Annotated in this window: 18 protein-coding genes and 2 pseudogenes; 3 read left to right on the top strand and 17 right to left on the bottom strand. The window is 60.3% G+C overall.

The genetic code is table 11. The annotated features are described in order from the left end of the window. A partial coding sequence (locus B4V06_RS12435) for an FAD-dependent oxidoreductase (protein WP_498170077.1) occupies positions 1–780 on the bottom strand: 780 nt, incomplete at its 3' end. Positions 781–858: 78 nt separating this feature from the next. Between B4V06_RS12435 and B4V06_RS12430 the strand changes: the two genes are divergently transcribed. Beyond that, positions 859–1,203, top strand: a complete 345-nt coding sequence (locus B4V06_RS12430; protein WP_498170075.1) for a winged helix-turn-helix transcriptional regulator — start codon at positions 859–861, stop codon at positions 1,201–1,203. Between the two features lie 18 nt (positions 1,204–1,221). On the opposite strand, the gene B4V06_RS12425 is transcribed toward B4V06_RS12430, so the two are convergent. From B4V06_RS12425 to B4V06_RS12400, 6 genes are all read right to left on the bottom strand, one after another. After that, complete coding sequence (locus B4V06_RS12425; protein ID WP_498170073.1) at positions 1,222–2,382, bottom strand: hypothetical protein; 1,161 nt, start codon at positions 2,380–2,382, stop codon at positions 1,222–1,224. Positions 2,383–2,548: 166 nt separating this feature from the next. After that, positions 2,549–3,091 carry a hypothetical protein gene (locus B4V06_RS12420; protein ID WP_498166401.1) on the bottom strand — a complete coding sequence of 181 codons (543 nt, stop codon included), beginning with the start codon at positions 3,089–3,091 and terminating at the stop codon, positions 2,549–2,551. After that, positions 3,088–3,753: a hypothetical protein gene (locus tag B4V06_RS12415; protein WP_498166403.1), complete on the bottom strand. Its 666-nt coding sequence runs from the start codon at positions 3,751–3,753 to the stop codon at positions 3,088–3,090. Before B4V06_RS12415 ends, B4V06_RS12420 begins: the two co-directional genes overlap by 4 nt. Then, entirely contained in the window at positions 3,750–3,881 is a 132-nt protein-coding gene (locus B4V06_RS12410; RefSeq protein ID WP_498166406.1) for a hypothetical protein, read from the bottom strand. The genes B4V06_RS12415 and B4V06_RS12410 overlap by 4 nt, the downstream gene beginning before the upstream one ends. Next, complete coding sequence (locus B4V06_RS12405; RefSeq protein ID WP_498166409.1) at positions 3,881–4,498, bottom strand: DUF6166 domain-containing protein; 618 nt, start codon at positions 4,496–4,498, stop codon at positions 3,881–3,883. The genes B4V06_RS12410 and B4V06_RS12405 overlap by 1 nt, the downstream gene beginning before the upstream one ends. Continuing rightward, entirely contained in the window at positions 4,495–4,980 is a 486-nt protein-coding gene (locus B4V06_RS12400; protein WP_142980876.1) for an HNH endonuclease signature motif containing protein, read from the bottom strand. Before B4V06_RS12400 ends, B4V06_RS12405 begins: the two co-directional genes overlap by 4 nt. 287 nt (positions 4,981–5,267) lie before the next feature. Between B4V06_RS12400 and B4V06_RS12395 the strand changes: the two genes are divergently transcribed. Further along, entirely contained in the window at positions 5,268–5,744 is a 477-nt protein-coding gene (locus tag B4V06_RS12395) for a hypothetical protein (RefSeq protein ID WP_142980877.1), read from the top strand. Positions 5,745–5,976: 232 nt separating this feature from the next. On the opposite strand, the pseudogene B4V06_RS12390 reads toward B4V06_RS12395, so the two are convergent. The 3 genes and pseudogenes from B4V06_RS12390 to B4V06_RS12380 all read right to left on the bottom strand — a co-directional run. Further along, positions 5,977–6,165, bottom strand: a pseudogene (locus B4V06_RS12390) (DUF6166 domain-containing protein); the annotation flags it as partial. Between the two features lie 78 nt (positions 6,166–6,243). After that, positions 6,244–6,762 (bottom strand): DUF6166 domain-containing protein, encoded by a 519-nt coding sequence (locus B4V06_RS12385; RefSeq protein WP_498166413.1) that lies wholly within the window; start codon positions 6,760–6,762, stop codon positions 6,244–6,246. Positions 6,763–6,794: 32 nt separating this feature from the next. Next, positions 6,795–7,241 carry a hypothetical protein gene (locus tag B4V06_RS12380; protein ID WP_498166415.1) on the bottom strand — a complete coding sequence of 149 codons (447 nt, stop codon included), beginning with the start codon at positions 7,239–7,241 and terminating at the stop codon, positions 6,795–6,797. Positions 7,242–7,378: 137 nt separating this feature from the next. On the opposite strand from B4V06_RS12380, the gene B4V06_RS12375 reads away from it, so the two are divergent. Then, positions 7,379–8,743, top strand: coding sequence for a restriction endonuclease (locus B4V06_RS12375; RefSeq protein ID WP_498166418.1), 1,365 nt, complete (start codon positions 7,379–7,381; stop codon positions 8,741–8,743). 36 nt (positions 8,744–8,779) lie between these two features. Here the strand turns inward: B4V06_RS12375 and B4V06_RS12370 are convergent, their stop codons facing one another. From B4V06_RS12370 to B4V06_RS12340, 7 genes and pseudogenes are all read right to left on the bottom strand, one after another. Next, positions 8,780–9,730, bottom strand: coding sequence for a MarR family transcriptional regulator (locus B4V06_RS12370; protein ID WP_142980773.1), 951 nt, complete (start codon positions 9,728–9,730; stop codon positions 8,780–8,782). Between the two features lie 44 nt (positions 9,731–9,774). Then, entirely contained in the window at positions 9,775–10,359 is a 585-nt protein-coding gene (locus B4V06_RS12365) for a hypothetical protein (protein WP_142980774.1), read from the bottom strand. Positions 10,360–10,441: 82 nt separating this feature from the next. Next, positions 10,442–10,836: pseudogene (locus B4V06_RS12360) on the bottom strand (DUF7567 family protein). Positions 10,837–10,908: 72 nt separating this feature from the next. After that, positions 10,909–11,274, bottom strand: coding sequence for a DUF7568 family protein (locus B4V06_RS12355; RefSeq protein ID WP_142980775.1), 366 nt, complete (start codon positions 11,272–11,274; stop codon positions 10,909–10,911). Positions 11,275–11,280: 6 nt separating this feature from the next. After that, positions 11,281–11,781 (bottom strand): DUF7995 family protein, encoded by a 501-nt coding sequence (locus B4V06_RS12350; protein WP_498166615.1) that lies wholly within the window; start codon positions 11,779–11,781, stop codon positions 11,281–11,283. Between the two features lie 186 nt (positions 11,782–11,967). Continuing rightward, a complete protein-coding gene (locus B4V06_RS12345; protein ID WP_498166423.1) occupies positions 11,968–13,617 on the bottom strand; it encodes an ATP-binding protein in 1,650 nt (549 codons plus the stop codon). Positions 13,618–13,810: 193 nt separating this feature from the next. Beyond that, on the bottom strand, positions 13,811–15,364 hold the full coding sequence (locus tag B4V06_RS12340) for an ATP-binding protein (RefSeq protein ID WP_498166425.1): 1,554 nt from the start codon (positions 15,362–15,364) through the stop codon (positions 13,811–13,813). Positions 15,365–15,520: the final 156 nt, after the last annotated feature.

The following is a 15,520-nucleotide window of genomic DNA, read 5'->3' as shown; positions in this document are numbered from 1 at the left end:
GCCCTTCTGACCAGGGTCAGCACCACTGTCGGTAGCCACATCCTGAACCTGCTGGAAGTCGTTACTGGTCACGACGTCGATTCCCTCCTCATTGAAGGCTCGTTGCATCTCCCGGCCGAGCTGACCTTCCATATCTGAGAGCACGTGACCGGAGCGCTGAAGGATGATCACGTCGACGCCGACACGGTGGAGGATTTGGCCCCACTCCAGCGCGATGTATCCGCCACCAAGCATCACGATGCTCTCTGGGAGGTCGAGCTCCTCGAGGATGGTCTCGCTCGTGTAGTAGTCGACGCCGTCGAGGCCGTCGATGGGCGGCGCCCACGGTGAACTGCCGGTCGCGACGAGCGCTTTCTCCCCAGTGATGCGCGCGCCCTCGTCGGCGCCGTCGACGACCTCGATAGTCGTGTCGCCGACCAGCTGGCCGTAGCCCTCGTAAATGTCGGTCTCGAAGTGTTCTGCGACGTCGGCGTAGTTCTCCTGCCGGAACCGTTCGACGAGACCGTTGGTCCCGTCGAGTGCGTCGGCCCAGTCGACAGTCGGTTCCTCAGGGTATCGAACGGCGTCGAAGGGATTCTCCGACGCTGCAGCGCCGCTCTCGGCGACGGCGAGCAGATGCTTACTCGGGACACAGCCGACGTTCACGCACGTCCCGCCGATGGGCAGGCCGGTGTTCACCATCGCCGTCGAGAGGCCCCGCCGGCTTGCTTCAGTGATCGCGGCGAAAGCTGCGGCGCCACCGCCGAGAATCACGAGATCATAGTCGGAGGTGTGGGTCATCAGTTCCTATACTTTACGACGGGAAGTTCTTATACTCCAGAGTCCGAAGCTACAGAGTAGGTTGGAGGCTACGAAGCTATGGCAGATACTACTTCACCGGCGCCAACGTGCGATGTTGAGGGGACGTGCTACTGTCCGCTCACAGGCGTTATCGACACGTTGAGCCGAAAATACGCGATGCAACTCGTTAGCATCATCGGCGCACACGACTCACTGCGGTTCGCGGAGATCGAAGAGCACCTCCCGACAGCGAGCACGTCGACAATCTCGAAACGGCTGAACGAATTCCAGGAGGCAGGGCTCGTCTCACGGACGCAGTATAATGAAATCCCGCCGCGTGTCGAATATGCGTTAACTGATGATGGCGACGAGGTTCGAACACGACTGGAGCCGTTGCTCGAGTGGGCAACTGAAAACAGTTGAGCTGCGACAATTCGAGGTTCAGCTCATCGCGTCCTGGAATCGCTCACGGAGCGCGTCCTCACGCTCCTCGAACTGGTCGACTTTCTCCTGCAGGTCGTCGCTGACGCGCTCGATGCTCGCGAGTGCCCGCTCGCCGGCGAGCGACGCCTGCGACCCGTCGTCGCCGTCCGCCTCTAGCTCCTCCTCGTAGGCTCGCTCGACGCGCTCGATGGTACCCTCCGGGTTGAACAGGATGTCGTTGGCCGTGCGAACGTAGCCGTCCAGCGACGCACCCTCCTTGCCCTGGAAGAAGTGAGTGAGCGCGTACGTCGCCCCAGAATGCAGCGTCCACATATCGATCTCGACGGGGGAGGTCGCATTGGCCTCCGCATCGCTCGCGGCACGCTCGGCCAGATAGTCCGGGAAGCCGAGCAGGCTGTAGAACTCCGTGACGGTGAACGGGAGCTCCGAGAAGTCAAGGTCGATGTCCTGGGCGCCACGGATGAACTCGAAGAGGTCGTCGGCGACGAGTTCGACCTGTGCGAGGATCTCCTCCCACCAGGTCCGGAAGTTCCGCACGTCGCCGACGTGCTTGATGACCTCCTTGTCGGTGAGCGAGCGCATTGTATTCGAACAGTACCCGTCCTGGGCGAATCCCTCCACGTAGACGGCGTGCTCGCCGAAGAAGTCGTAGCCCGACGTGACGCCCATCGTGATCGGGTCCGACCGGCCGGGGAGGCGCACCTCGAGGCCGTCGAACATGATGTCCATATGGACCTCGCCGCCGCCCCGGTAGCGACGAATCTCGCCGAACATCACGTCACCCAGCGGCGTTCCGTCGATAGTCTCCTCCCGAAGGACCTCCTCCAGAGGGCCGTAGACGTCGACCGGGTTGATGATCGAGTACGAGTCGGTCGGAATATGGAACAAGGAATCCGTTTCGGCGTCCTCCTCACGGGCCTGCTCTCGAGCGCGACTTGGCTCGACGAGCGCGTTGAATCGCTCCGTCTCCACCCACTCGTCGGTGTAGGGGTTCTTGTAGGCCACGGTCGACTCGACGGCCTGCGGGAGGTCGCGGATCGCCTCAGCGAAGCTCACGGTGTCTTTGCCGCCGTGACGCTGACGATACCACTCGGGTAGTTCGGTGTCGGTACGTCCATCGACGCCAGCGAAGATGGTTCTCGACTCTGGGTCTTTCATCGTAGTCACCTCGACGCAGGAACGCTCATCGACGGCTGCCTGCATCGTCTCGCGCCCTGCGCCCCTCTGCCGGGCGCAACAACAACACCACGTTAACCAACACTGACCTAGGAAGGGGCTGGCTGTTGGTTAATCGAACCACCGTCGGGAAACTGCCGCACTGTCGTTACTCGGTGCTGGAGCGGCGTAGCCGAACCTGCTCCGGGTTCGGAACCCAGGGATGGTCCTCCCAGCAGTGAAGGGCCTGAGCACGGGGCGACTCGAACTCGGCTCCGCAGGATCCACACTCGTAGACATCGTCGGGCCAGGGCTCACTGACGTACATCGCTGTCACCGTCGTCCCAACCGGCTCGGGAGCTCCGCTTCGCTGGACGTACCGGTAGCCGCGAACCGTCCGTTGACGGATCGCTGTCCGGGCGATCTCGGCGGGTTTGCCGTCGGGGAGATACACCCAGCGAACGAAGCCGTCGACCGACTCCTTGGCCGAGGGCTGGAGGATGAACCACCGCTCATGGGCATCCCGGAACAGGTAACGTTCAGTTCCCCTGTTTTGGAGGTACACCGGGTCACCACGGCCGGGGATAACTCGCAGCCCCATGGCCGGTGATATCGGGTCCAACAGTCGCTCAATTACTGAGCGCTCGCGCTCCGGCTGGTTGTCCGAATCCTCCTCTGCTCCGAACTCATCGAGACGAGCGTTTGTGGTCACTGGGTCCACCGTCCGAGTGAGGTCTGTTCCCGCTCGGACTCGGCAGGAACCTCACAGAGAAACCGCCACTTCGGCCGCTCTCGGATTTGCTTGTCGGGCCGGTTACCTGCCTGTCCGGGCTCCGTTTTCCCCGCGCAGTGCCAGCCCTTGTCTCTGAGCGCTTTGATCATCGAGCCGTCGAAGTCAGCTCGCACGAACGTCAGCAGAAGGCGAACGCCTCGCCGCCGGCCGTGCCGACGCACGAACCGTTCCATCGACCGGGCGAGGGCGGCGGAGGCGAGATTCGGGAAGTCGACGCCGATGCAGATCCGTGCTGCCTCAACGATCTCGTCACCCTCGTATCGCGTCCCGTCGTACTCCAGCGAGCGAATCAGCGGATAGCGCCACGTAATCGCACCCAGTAGCTGGTCCTGGTAACAGAGCCCGTGATGGACGAGGTTCGTCCGCGGGACACTGTCCATATAGGAGTGATGGGCTTCGTAGATCGCGCCGGCGACGTGCCGCGGGATCGATTCGATATGGACGCGCTTTGCGAACCGCAACCCGAGCGGCGCCGTGACCGGCTGGTCGTTGCGATGAATGGGACACGAGCACCCCTCGGGAGTGCGCGTGTATTGGAAGCCGGTACTCCGCCGCTGGCCGGGAGAATGTGTCTGTGTCACGAGTCGGTGCCGTCAGTCTGCTCTTGCCGGTCGTTGTAGCGCTCCAGTTCGCGACCGATTTTCTCGAGTGCCTCGACCCCGCGTTCGATCAGCTGGTGGGTGGTTCGCGAGAGTCGAAGCCTCTCCATCAGCACTCCCCCTCCGGTGGCTCGATGAGGTCGTTGCTCTCGTCGGCGGGGGCGCGGATAGCCCGCTCGACATCGGCGTCGTCCGAAACCGTCCGGCTCGCCAGGGGCGCCGGATAGGCGCGATCGCCCTGACTGCAGAGGACGGCTAGCCAGCCGTCGGTCCCCTCGCCGAGCACGATGTAGTGGTCGCGATCAGCCCGCTGGAAGACTCGCCGGTCGGGGCGTGTGACCGTTCGCCAGTTCTCGGGGAGCGTCGGTGACGGCCCCCCGCCGTCGGGAAGGGCGACGACGTCGTCGGTGATCGTCGCCATCGCCGCGTCGATCTCTTCGCCGGTGAGGTGCCAGCACGCCGCCGGACCATCACACTCGAGCTGGCTGATCACACGATTCCGGAACGCGATGTAGTGTTCTCGGGCGACCTGAGCGTCGTTGTAGTAGTCGAGGAGGAGCCCACAGGCGAGCTGTGCGGGCCCGCTGCCTCGGTACCCGACGTCGAACCCGCTCGGACTGTGGGTGACCAGACCGAGACTACGGTCAGGGGTCAGTTCCGTGTATTCCGGGAGTCGCGTCACGACGAGGTCGCCCTGTCGCCGGCGGCCAAGGTAGGCTGTCGTCATTTGAACCGCCCCCGATCGTCACGGTCGCGGTCCGATCTGTCCCACTCGTCGTCCGATGGCCGAATTTCGGTCCCGAAGTCGTGCCGGTCGGCGTGTTCGGCGCGACTGAGGAGTTCGAGGTTCTCGGGTCGGTTGTCCCACCTGACGCCGTTTTTGTGGTGCACGTGTTTATCGGCGACGGCGTCGAACCCGCGTTCTGCCACCATTACGAGTCGATGGATTCCGACGGAGTCGGTCGTCCCGCGGTAGTTCGAGGCACAGATGACGTAGCCACGGTCAGTGAAGACAGCAGGATGCCGTCGCCGGTTCGGGGCTGCCTCGCGTGGGTCTCGACGTGGAATGTCGAGCCGCTGCATCCACTTTGAGACTGTCTGTTGCGTACAACCCAGTTTGTCAGCGATCTCGGTTGTGCTCAACTCCTGTTCCCAGTAGAGGTCGCGAAGGAGCGATTCGTCTCGCCAGGGGTACTCTGATTCGGTCATGGCTCGGTGACGGAGAGTGAATCCCCCCGCACCCCTCTCGGGGGCAATAAACACTATCGGCCCGAAATCGTACTTGAATTTCAGCCCGATAGATAGCCTACAGGAAGCTGGAAGCAGTCCAATAGCCCTACCAATGTACCACGGCCGTTTCTATCAGGTCGTAGTATTGTTCCGCGAGTCGTGCTGAATAGAGCGCGCGAGTCGGTCACGAGTGGGCGGTGTCGGTCGAGACGGTCGGGCGTCGAAGGTTTATACTCGAGTGACCACAAACGTTCGTCGATTGGAAAATGAATGGCTATCTCGGTCTGTCCCGACGAGATGTTGGAGCGGGGCTCGCTACTGCCGGGGCGGCGTACGTCGCTGCCGCGCTATTTGCCATCTTCAATCTCCTGTCGGGCTCCGGGTCCCGGGCAGGTCCCGTTCCCACCCTCGGGATGATCGTCACGCCCGTCGTCGCGCTGATCGTCGCGACTGTTGTCTGGCGTGTGACGATGCCGGACGAACCGAACCCACGCTACGGTGCCATCGCCGGCGCCGTCTCGGGGGCCGTCTCCGTATTCGTATTCACGACGCTGATAGCCATCACAGCCGCCGTCATCGGGTCTCCCCCTGGCCCGCCCCCGGACAGGACGGTTTCCGAAGCCATCGAGCTGGTCGCCTTCATCGTTGGATTCGGGCTGCTCTTCACGCTCCCGATCATCGCTCCGATAGCGGCGTCCGTGGGGTACGGATACGAACGGAACCTGGCCAGCGGACAGAACTGACCCTCCGTCGACGAGTCCTGTTCGTTCCGTCTCCCTGGGAGCGTCCGTAGCCGAACGACCCGGGCACGTCGTCGAGTGCTGAACACACACTCTATATTCAGCAGCCACCTTCTGACAGATACTGAGCAAATCACGTTCTGGACTGTCCCAGCGGACTTCTATACTGACCGATTCACCTGCTCCAGCGTGAGAACTATTTTAGAGTCCCGTCTCACGTCAGTCGTTTTGTCCGGCCTCTCAGACTGTGGTTGACCAGATCGAGACTTCGATCAGGAGTGAGACGCTGGTGTTCGGAGAGATTCAGAACGACGGCGTGGCCGTCGACGCGAAAGCCGACGTATTCGACGGGGCCGTCGCGACGGTGAGCGAGCGCTTCTGTCTCGATTCCGCTTGACGTGGGACGTCGTGCGTTCCCGTTCATTGGTACGTTGCGGGAGTGGTGACCCCCGCACCCCTCTCGGGGGTTCTACAAACAGAGCCGGAAACGCCCTCACCGTCCCTACTGGCTAGCTGCGGGGAACTCGAAGCCGCCGGTGTCGGGCTGTGACTCCTCCGAGTCGGTAGTTTCTGATTGGACTGCCTGGAGGGAATCTTCTAGTGCCTCGCGGCGGTCGTCGACGCTCTGGTGGATGCTAATGTCGTGCTGCTCGCAGAGCGCTCGCTCGACCGCGAAGGTCATCTCGTCGAAATCGACTGCTGTGATGTCGACGTCTTCCGGTGAGGGCGTCTCATCAGCGACGTCGATGTCTCGCGACCAGGTATCGGCCGAAATGTCGCTGGTCGGGAGCCGCCACTCGTCACTCTCGAGCTCTTCACGCAGGTACTGCGCGAACTCCTTGTAGTGGTCGAGCGCGATGTTCTTCGTCGCTGAATCGGCCAGCAGCGCGATCGCGAGTTGATCGATGCGGGCCTCGTCAGCCTGTGGTCCCCAGTCGAACCCGCCAGGGGCGCGGCGTAGGACGTGGAGGTGCTTGTCCAGCACGTCGCCATCGGGCGTGTACACCAGCTGTCCACCCATACAGCGTTTACCGCGGTACGCTCGGCCGCCGGTCATCGGAACCCACCCTCCCAGTGGCCCATACCTCGTGGTCGTTCCGGGCGCTGGCGGGGGAAGGAATCCGACGGCCGACGGGCGGTATCTGGACCGCGTCCGGCTCCCTGATTGCTCCCACTCGCGGCCTCGGTTGGTCGGGGCCCGACGTACATCGGTTTTCGCGCTTGACTTCGCTCCGTGACGACCTCCCGATGGAGCATCGTACAGAGCTCCATGACGCTCTTGGCGAGGTCGAACGCCGCTGCTCGCGACCGGAGGTCGTGCTGACTGAAGAGGATCGTCCCATCGGCTCGATCGATCCGGACCAGCCAGTCCGAGGGTTGCTGGACGTGGCAGAGGACGGATTTCGAGAACTCGTAGGCGAACACGAAATGGTCGTCGTCTGTTCGGCGTTGCAACCACCAGTTGTCGGGAGCGATCTCGCTGTTGCTCTCAGAACTCATCGGTAATCCGGGACGAATGTGTCGTCCCGCACCCCTTGCGGGACGAACAACAACACCAGCGCTCACGTCGTCGGGACTTCGTCGCCACCGTCGGCAACGTATTTAGTTATAGCAAGATACTGTCCAATTACATTCGGATGGCTGTACTGGACGACCTCTCGGGATTCGAGTTCGAGGACTTGATGGAGGACGTCTTCCGCAACCTCGGCTACGAAAACGTCCGCCAGGCAGAGCGGACGGCCGACGAGGGGCGGGACGTCATTATGGAGGAGGTCGTCGACGGCACGCGACGGGCGATAATCGTCGAGTGTAAGCACACCGGGACGGTCGGCCGGCCGGTCGTCCAGAAGCTGCACTCGGCCATCGCGACGTTCGACTTCGACGGTCCAAAGCGTGGGATGGTCGCCACCACTGGTCGATTTACGAACCCTGCCGAGGAGTACGCTGACCGGCTCCAGCGGAACGACGATCCCTATCCCATCGAGCTGATCGACGGCGAGGACCTCCGGGAGATCGCCGACGAGATCGGTCTCGATCTCTACAACGGGCGCATCGAGATCCTCTGTGACGAGACGCTCCGACCGTACGATCCAGCGGCGGATGTCGACGCACCTGTCCAGGAGGCGTTCCGCGACATCGAGAACATCGACGCCGCGGATCTGCCGGTGCCGCACTCGCAAGTGACGTTCCGACCAGTGGTTGCGATCACCGCCGACACGAACGCTGTCTTCGAGACCTCAGTCGGTGTCATCCACCGGGTCAACGACCGCACACAGTTCGTTGTCCACGCTGAGCGCGGCCATCCGAAGGTGGCCGACGACGAAGTCGCGACGCTGGTCACCGAGAACTTCCACGCGACGGTCCCCCTCGATACCGGGCAGTTTACCGAGGTATTCGACGACGTCGACGAACGACGGTTCGGCCAGACCCAAACGAAGTACAAGGAGTGGGCTGTTGACCGCCTCCAGGATTACCACACGACGACGGTGACCTACACCGGCGACAATAACGTCACGTACAACAAGACGTGTGAGCCGAATCTCTCGGACATCTCAGTGCAATCGATTGAGCCGGTGTATCTACCTGAGGTTCGGCAGACGACAGAGATACTGGAGTACTCGTATCCGTACGAATACTATGCTGCTGGCCCCTCACGGGTCACTCTGGAGGACGGGATTCATCGCTGCGTCCACTGCGAAACGAGCGGCGTCGACGAGACGTACACCTACTGTCCGAACTGCGGGGCGATCGCCTGCGACACCCACATCAAGACCGAACGGCTCGAAGGGGAGCCGGTCTGTACCGGCTGTGCGGTGACCGAACGGTTCGCGCTGAAGAGGAAGTACTTCTACGACGAGGAGAACCTCGGCGCGTTCCGCAAGGAGTACGCCGAGATGCCCCTCCACGAGAAGGCGATGGAGAACAAGCTGCTGGCTGGCGGGAGCGTGGTTGCGACGCTGCTGCTCGTCGTCGGACTACTCGTGATCGGCGGCATCATCTAACCCGTCGCAATTTTCCGCCAGACTGCGGGGTTGGTGTTACGAGACACCGTACTGCTCTTTGAGTGCCATATATTCGACCTTCTTTGGGAGGATGACTGGCAGATCATCTGTTCTGTCGAAGTCGCCCTGAAGTGGCCGATACAACGCCTTCACAGTGGCTTCCAGGTCGTACCACTGTGCGGTCTCGACGAGTGTCTCCTGATCGATATCCTCCGCCTCGATCAGCAGCATCGAATAGCTAACCCGCCGAGATCCGCTATCCAGAAGGAGCGTATGGCATACGACTTCAGCAGCCGTTAGCTCCTCACCTGGAGCATACCAGAACGGAGGCTCGCCGGCGAGGAAAAACTGTAGACCATACGCTGCAAACCGACCCAGTCCGGTCATCTCCCAGTCCGGAGCTGCTTGGAGTGCGTCCGTATCCTCGTCGGTCTGCAGGCGGACGAGTGCTCGCTTCGGATCGCACCACGCGATCGTGGCGCTGGGGGCGATTTCCCGGACTCGGGCTCGATGTTCGTGCTCTACAGTAGCCCGGGCGAACGCCAACAGCGGCGAGACTTCGTCATGAAGGGCGTACTTCGAATCGGATCGGGAGAGTAGTGCTCGGTGCTTGAGCGGCGATAACGCGCTGTGGACACCTTGTCGAGTGATTCCGAGCCGGTCTGCGATATCAGCGATGTGTCGTGGTCTATCGAGATACCAACACACGCGGAGTGTGGCTGGGGAGAGCAGTTCCGTCCAGTCCACGTGGCTGAACTCCGACTGCAGCGTTCGATACGCTTCGGTAACTGGATGTTCCGCGATACGGACACGACGCTGATTGCTGGACCCACGGGTTTCTGTGAGCAATCCCGCTGCGAGCAATTCGTCGAGTACGTCGTACAGATGGTCTCGTGAATATCCGGTTTCGGCCGCGAGTTCCACCGGTGTTGCTTCACGGCCGGTACTCAGCGCGTCAAGCACGGCGAGTCCGGCCTTCGAAATCATCTGGGTCTTTCTAAACCCTAACTGTATAAATACGATTTGGTATTTTACTTGACGACTACTTCGTCCCGGACCAGTTCTGTGAGCGCGTCCTCGAGCGACCCGTGGAACTGCCAGCTCGCCTGCTCGAAGGCCTCGTCGGTCGGGCCGTCCCAGCGGGGGAACGCGGAGTGACCGCTCACTTTGACTGTCCACTCGGTCGGCTCGTCGAACGGGTTCTCCGTCGGGAGTTCCACGACGTAGAGGTATTCCTCGTCGCCGTGGATGCCATCGACCGGATTCTCGACGCCGTGGCCCAGCAGGAACAGCGGCTGGTCGAGATGCTCCATATTGGACGGCTCGAGGAGATCCGCTGGCTGAGCTGCGTCGATCGTTCGCTCTGGGTCGCCATCCAGATAGAGGTCGACCGTCGAGAGCTTGTCGAGGAACACGAAGGTCGCCGCCGTATAGCCCGGTCCCCGCTCTGCGCGGGTCGCATCGAGCAGCTCTTTCAGCTGTGCGAGATCCCGGAGGACGCTCCCGGGGTACCCGTCCGAATGCCGGTACACCTGCGCGACGCGGTCGGCGCTGCCATCTGTCTCATCGGTCTGTTCGACTCGTTGGACGAATCGGAGTTGGCTCCGTGTCGACATCGGTACTCGCCGGCGCGTGTGCGCCGGCACCCATCGCCGGCGCTGAAACAACACCACACAGTCGTAGCGGGATTGCAATCCGCTACGCGAGATGTGACACCTCGTCTGGTTCCTCCACGTCGTCGAATTCACCACGCTCGACCGGCTCCCAATCCTCCCCAGGTGCTGGACTCCACCAGTCGATCTCATAGGCACCCGGTGCACCGAGGATTTTTGCCCGTGCCGAGCCGTCAGGCAGGTCGCGACGGAGCTTCTCGTCGACGTGAAGGTTCCACGTCGAGTCGGTGTCGAAGCACGCGAGCACACCTCCTCGTAGCCACGGTTTTCTCGGGACTCTCGGAGGACGACCTGCGTGTTACAGTTCTTGCAGAACACTCCCTCGAAGGGAATGTGGGTGAACACTTCCTGCCCACAGACGGGGCACCAGAGGAACTCGAACAGTGCCTCGCTGTGTCGGTCGAGTACTTCGAGACTCATTGTTGGACCGACCCGGTTCGACCGGGTCACTCTCTCCGCCCCGGCCGAAAAACACCCTGCGTGTGTACGTTCTCAGCGTTCAGGGCCGTAGACGATGCGCGAGGGGGCTTCGTACCCACAGTCCGGACAGTCGTACCAGCGCTGTACCTTCGCTCCATCAGCTGTCTTCTCACCGACGAAGACGTCGTCGTTTGGACACTCCGGACAGTTCAGTTCGGGCGCTGGCCGCTCCCGAAGCGCATCCCGGAACGTTGTCGCCTCCTTCGTCTCGAAGCCTCGCGACCAGATCGGGTAGCCGTCGACGAGGATCGCCCCGCGCCACTTGTACCGGTATGAATCCGGAGCCCGGTGTAGAACAGCTCGCGCTCCAGTCTCGGTGTTTCGATACGCGAGTGTTGGTGTACGACTCTCCCGGGACCAGTTTGTGATTCTGGGCATTGTCAATCAGAAGTGGACGTCTGCGGGGACAATCCAGAGTGTCTGGCTGTCTTCCTCTTCCTCGAGGACACGATCGAGCTGATCGCGGTGGCGAATCCCCATCGCGTGCTGGTCGTACATCGGGATTGATGGCCCCTCGTAGGCGCCGACCTGATGGAACGCGTGTCGGGCGAGATCCTCGTCGCGCATGATCGCCTCGTCGCTGAGCTCGTCGAGCGACTCTTTCACGCGGTCGAGATTCCGCTGGAACTCTTCCTTTGTGGCGTTCCAGGCTCGGTCAAGCAGTTCACCGCCCTCCTCTGAATTGATGGGTGCTGCCGTCGGTAGGTCTCCCCAGCGATCCTTCCCGGCGACCGTCGTGTCGTCTTCGTCGAAGGTCACAAAATAGTCGAATACTGCGCAGGAATGCGGCTCAGCGCCAACCAATCGATTGAACACCGTTTTCCCCGCAGCCAGTGCTTCGTTTTCTGTCGATGCCTCGACGAGCGCGTAGATGACCATATGCATCTGAACCACTCCGACGCCCGCCGGTACGGTCACCGACGCGCGCCACTCTCTCGCTGGCGCGAATAAACAGCTACCAGAGGAGAGGATGGTTCAGGAGACCCTACGAAACCGGTGTCACTCAGTAGATAGATTCGTTCAGTACAGCGGACACATTTTGCAGAACAGTCAGAGCCTGTCAGTACAGAATCACGCTACGGTTTCAACGCCGAGGATCTCGAAGCGAGCTCCACCGGTCTCACTCTCAGTCACCTGTATCTTCCACCCATGTGCAGCAACTGTCTCGGCGACGATAGCGAGTCCAAACCCGGTCCCTTCCTCGCGGGTCGTATACCCCGGGTCGAACACGGACTCACGGTCACTCTCAGGGATACCGGGCCCATCATCAGCCACGTAAAATCCCGGCCGGTCAGGAAGCACTCCGACGGAGACCGTCACGTCCGGGCCGCCGTGATCGATTGAATTCCGAAACAGGTTCTCGAACAGTCGTTGGAGCCGTGTCGGGTCCGCTTTGAACGTCAGGTCGTCCTCGACGCGTAACTCGGCAGCGTTTGTCTCAACCATCTCCCAACTGTTCTGTGCGACCGACGAGAGCAACACTGCATCCCACTGCTCGACTGGTTGGCCATCACGGGCGAGCGAGAGAATTTGCCTAATTAGGTCCTCCATCCGAGTTAGCGCCCGTTCGATGGCTGCTGCGTGTTCATTCTCTGCAACCTCCTGGACATCCTCGCGGAGTAATTCGAACCGCCCTGTGGCCACGTTGAGAGGATTACGGAGGTCGTGACTCACTAAACTGGCAAACTGTTCGAGACGTTCGTTCTGTCGCACTAATTCCTCACGGTACCGCTCACGGTCAGTCACGTCGGTCAGAAGGATGGTTCGGCCGAGCCCAGCTTTTGCTGTCCCATACGGTGTCTCTGTAACATGGTAATACCGGGGGCGGTCCTCTTGTTGGAGTTTCAAAATAGCGTCGTCGCTGTCAAGACAGTCAGCTACTCGTGGAAGTGTCGTCTTCAGAGGGGTGCCCTCGGCACCGTCAAGGTCAGGGAAGAGGGTCTGCGCAGCGTGGTTCATGTCTCGAATGTGGTTGCTCGCGTCAAGCGCAATAATTGGCTCGTCCCGTTCGCCGGCCAATTGGATGGCATCGAACTGGTCGATATAGACGAACGCGACACCAACGGCGAAGACGGCGACCCCGAGCGGCTCGTAGGTAATATCGATGAGGTAGGGCGTGGTGTACCCGATGATATCGAACACGACAGGCAGGCCGGTGATTCCAACGAGAGCGAGGAGCGCTCGTGTGTCGAGATCGATCTCGGTGAACAGTTCCAACAGCATGAAATAGCCGACAAAGGCGAGTGCATACGAGAGCCCCATTGTAGTCCAATGTAGCGGCCCTGTGTACACGGACAGATGAGGGAACGGGGTGGCGACGGCTGTCGTCGTGAAGTATCCTTGGTGGAGAGGATTGGTGACCTTCACCGCGACAAGTACGATGTAGACGGCGATAGCAAGGCGACGGTATGTCGGATTTCGATGGTAGGTCCGACCAGTATACGCTGAACAGAAGTAGAGCCATGCGCCGACAGCTGCGAGTCCCAGCACGAGCCCGAACGTATACCACGCGAGTTTGAGTGATATCGTTGGAGAGACGAGAAATCCGGCGTGAGCGGTCGCCCACCCGCCGCTCGTCAGGAGGAGTGCCCACAATCCCCGTCGCGTATCAGCATTTGTGATACGTTGAAGGCGTGTGAGACTTATAAAACAGGCCAATGCAGCCACGACGAAGAGACCAACATAGAGCAGAAAGAGAGGAGATGTCGTCGAGACAGCCATATTGGACCGTCCCGGGGGCCAGGGTAATACTTTATGAATCTGTAAGGTGACGATGTCTTGATAGCGCGTGATAGACGCGCAGCTCTCATCGATCGGCTGTTTCAGGTGAGAATTTGTCTGAAGAATAGGATTTCAACAGAGCCAAATTGCTCAATAACGATCTTAAAAATTGTCCAAGCTGTTCTTGTTCTCTCTACTCCCGTGATGGTGTCGGCAGATGAACCTCGATTGTTGTCCCTCGATCGAATTCTGTGACTTCGATCTTCCCATCTAACGTCGTGATGATCCAATAACACAGCCACAGTCCAAGCCCCTGTCCGTGGACGAGTGGTGTCTCTTCGCCTGTCTCTAAGACACCCCGTTCTGTATTCGGAAGTCCCGGTCCGTCATCGCGTATTTGACAGATTACCTGCATATCGGACACATGCACATCGATATCGATAGATACAGGACTCCCCCCATGCTTCGCGGCGTTCTCTACAAGTTCAAACAACGCCACTTCGATGCGTGGAAGCGTCTCCGCTATCGCTTTGTCCGGCGCGTCAACAGTTATTGAGACATCCGAATACCGTGTTTCACACTCAGTGACAATCCGATCGACCAGCGGCATGATGTCCATCGGTTCCAACTCGGGCGAAATATCGCGGTTTTCCTCTATTTGCTGTGCGGATTCTGTCAGGTCAAGCAACCGCGTCGCAGCTGCCCTGATAACCGTCGCTTTGGAAGCCTGCTCGCCGTCCATCTCTTCGGCAAGCATATCGGCCCACCCTCGGATCACAGTCATCTCGTTTCGTACGTTGTGCCGGAGTACTCGGTTGATCACGCTGATGAGTCCTTCGCGCTGACGACGTTCCGTTGCATCACGGATCAGTAGCTGTATCCCGACGATGTCGTCCTCTGAGCGTTCCGACTCGGGCACGCCCCCGTCATAGACAGGGACACCGCGAATATCCGTGTAGACGATGTCACCCGATTTCGTTTGTAGTGGCAGATCTCGGGCTTCGGTCGGCTCCCCGCTCAGTATCTGTGAGCGACCTTTCAGCGCCCGATCGCTGGTCTGTGCGTCCGGATGGGTGATCGTTACCGGTTGACCGATCAGTTCTGCCGGCGAATAGCCCAACAGGTCCTGGACGCCTTCAGAGGCATACGTGAACCTTCCGTCGGTATCGAAGCGAAAGACGGAGTCGAAACTGGCGTCGATGACGGCTCGGTATATCTCTCGCTGTTCGTTCAACCGTTCTTCGCGCTGTGTGAGTTCTCGTTCGTATCGTCGTCGTTCGATGGCTTGCCCACCGAGTCGCGCGACCAGTTCAACGAAGAACCGCTCTGCGTCAACGAAGGGATCGTCGCGTGGCTCCGTATCGGCAAAGCACGCCGTCCCATACACCTCACCATCGACGATGACTTTTGCGCCGATGTACGCGCCTAAATCAAACGTCTCAACAGCGGTGTCGGAGATCTCTGGGGACGCATGAGCGTCTTCGATGGCGAGTTGGCTATCGATTTCGATGGTTCGACGACAGTACGCTTCGTTGAGCGGACAGCTCTCGCCGGGCTGGATCAACGGGTGATCTCCGGTCGCGTGAAGGATTTTCTGCGTACCGTCAATAATACGCGTAAAAAAGCCCACAGAGAGGTCGAGAAATTCAGTACCCGTCGTGAGTGCCTGCTTAATTTGAGTCTCAAATTCGGCGTTCGGATCGGCAAATATCTCGTAGATTTGGTCTCGATACGCAACGGACTCCATATCGGAATGCACCTCGTCAACTCGTATGAAAGTTGTGTGGCCCAATCAGCTCGCACTATCTCCTCGTAAATTCGGGTATACATCACCGAAAGGAGTTCAGGTGCAAGATACCTGCATCTTGCACGGCTATCAGAACATCTCTCTGAGGTGGTAGAA

This window comes from Halorubrum sp. B53 (assembly GCF_059752395.1).
The sequence above is the reverse complement of the archived record's forward strand: the minus strand, read 5'-3'. Positions and strand labels throughout refer to the sequence as shown.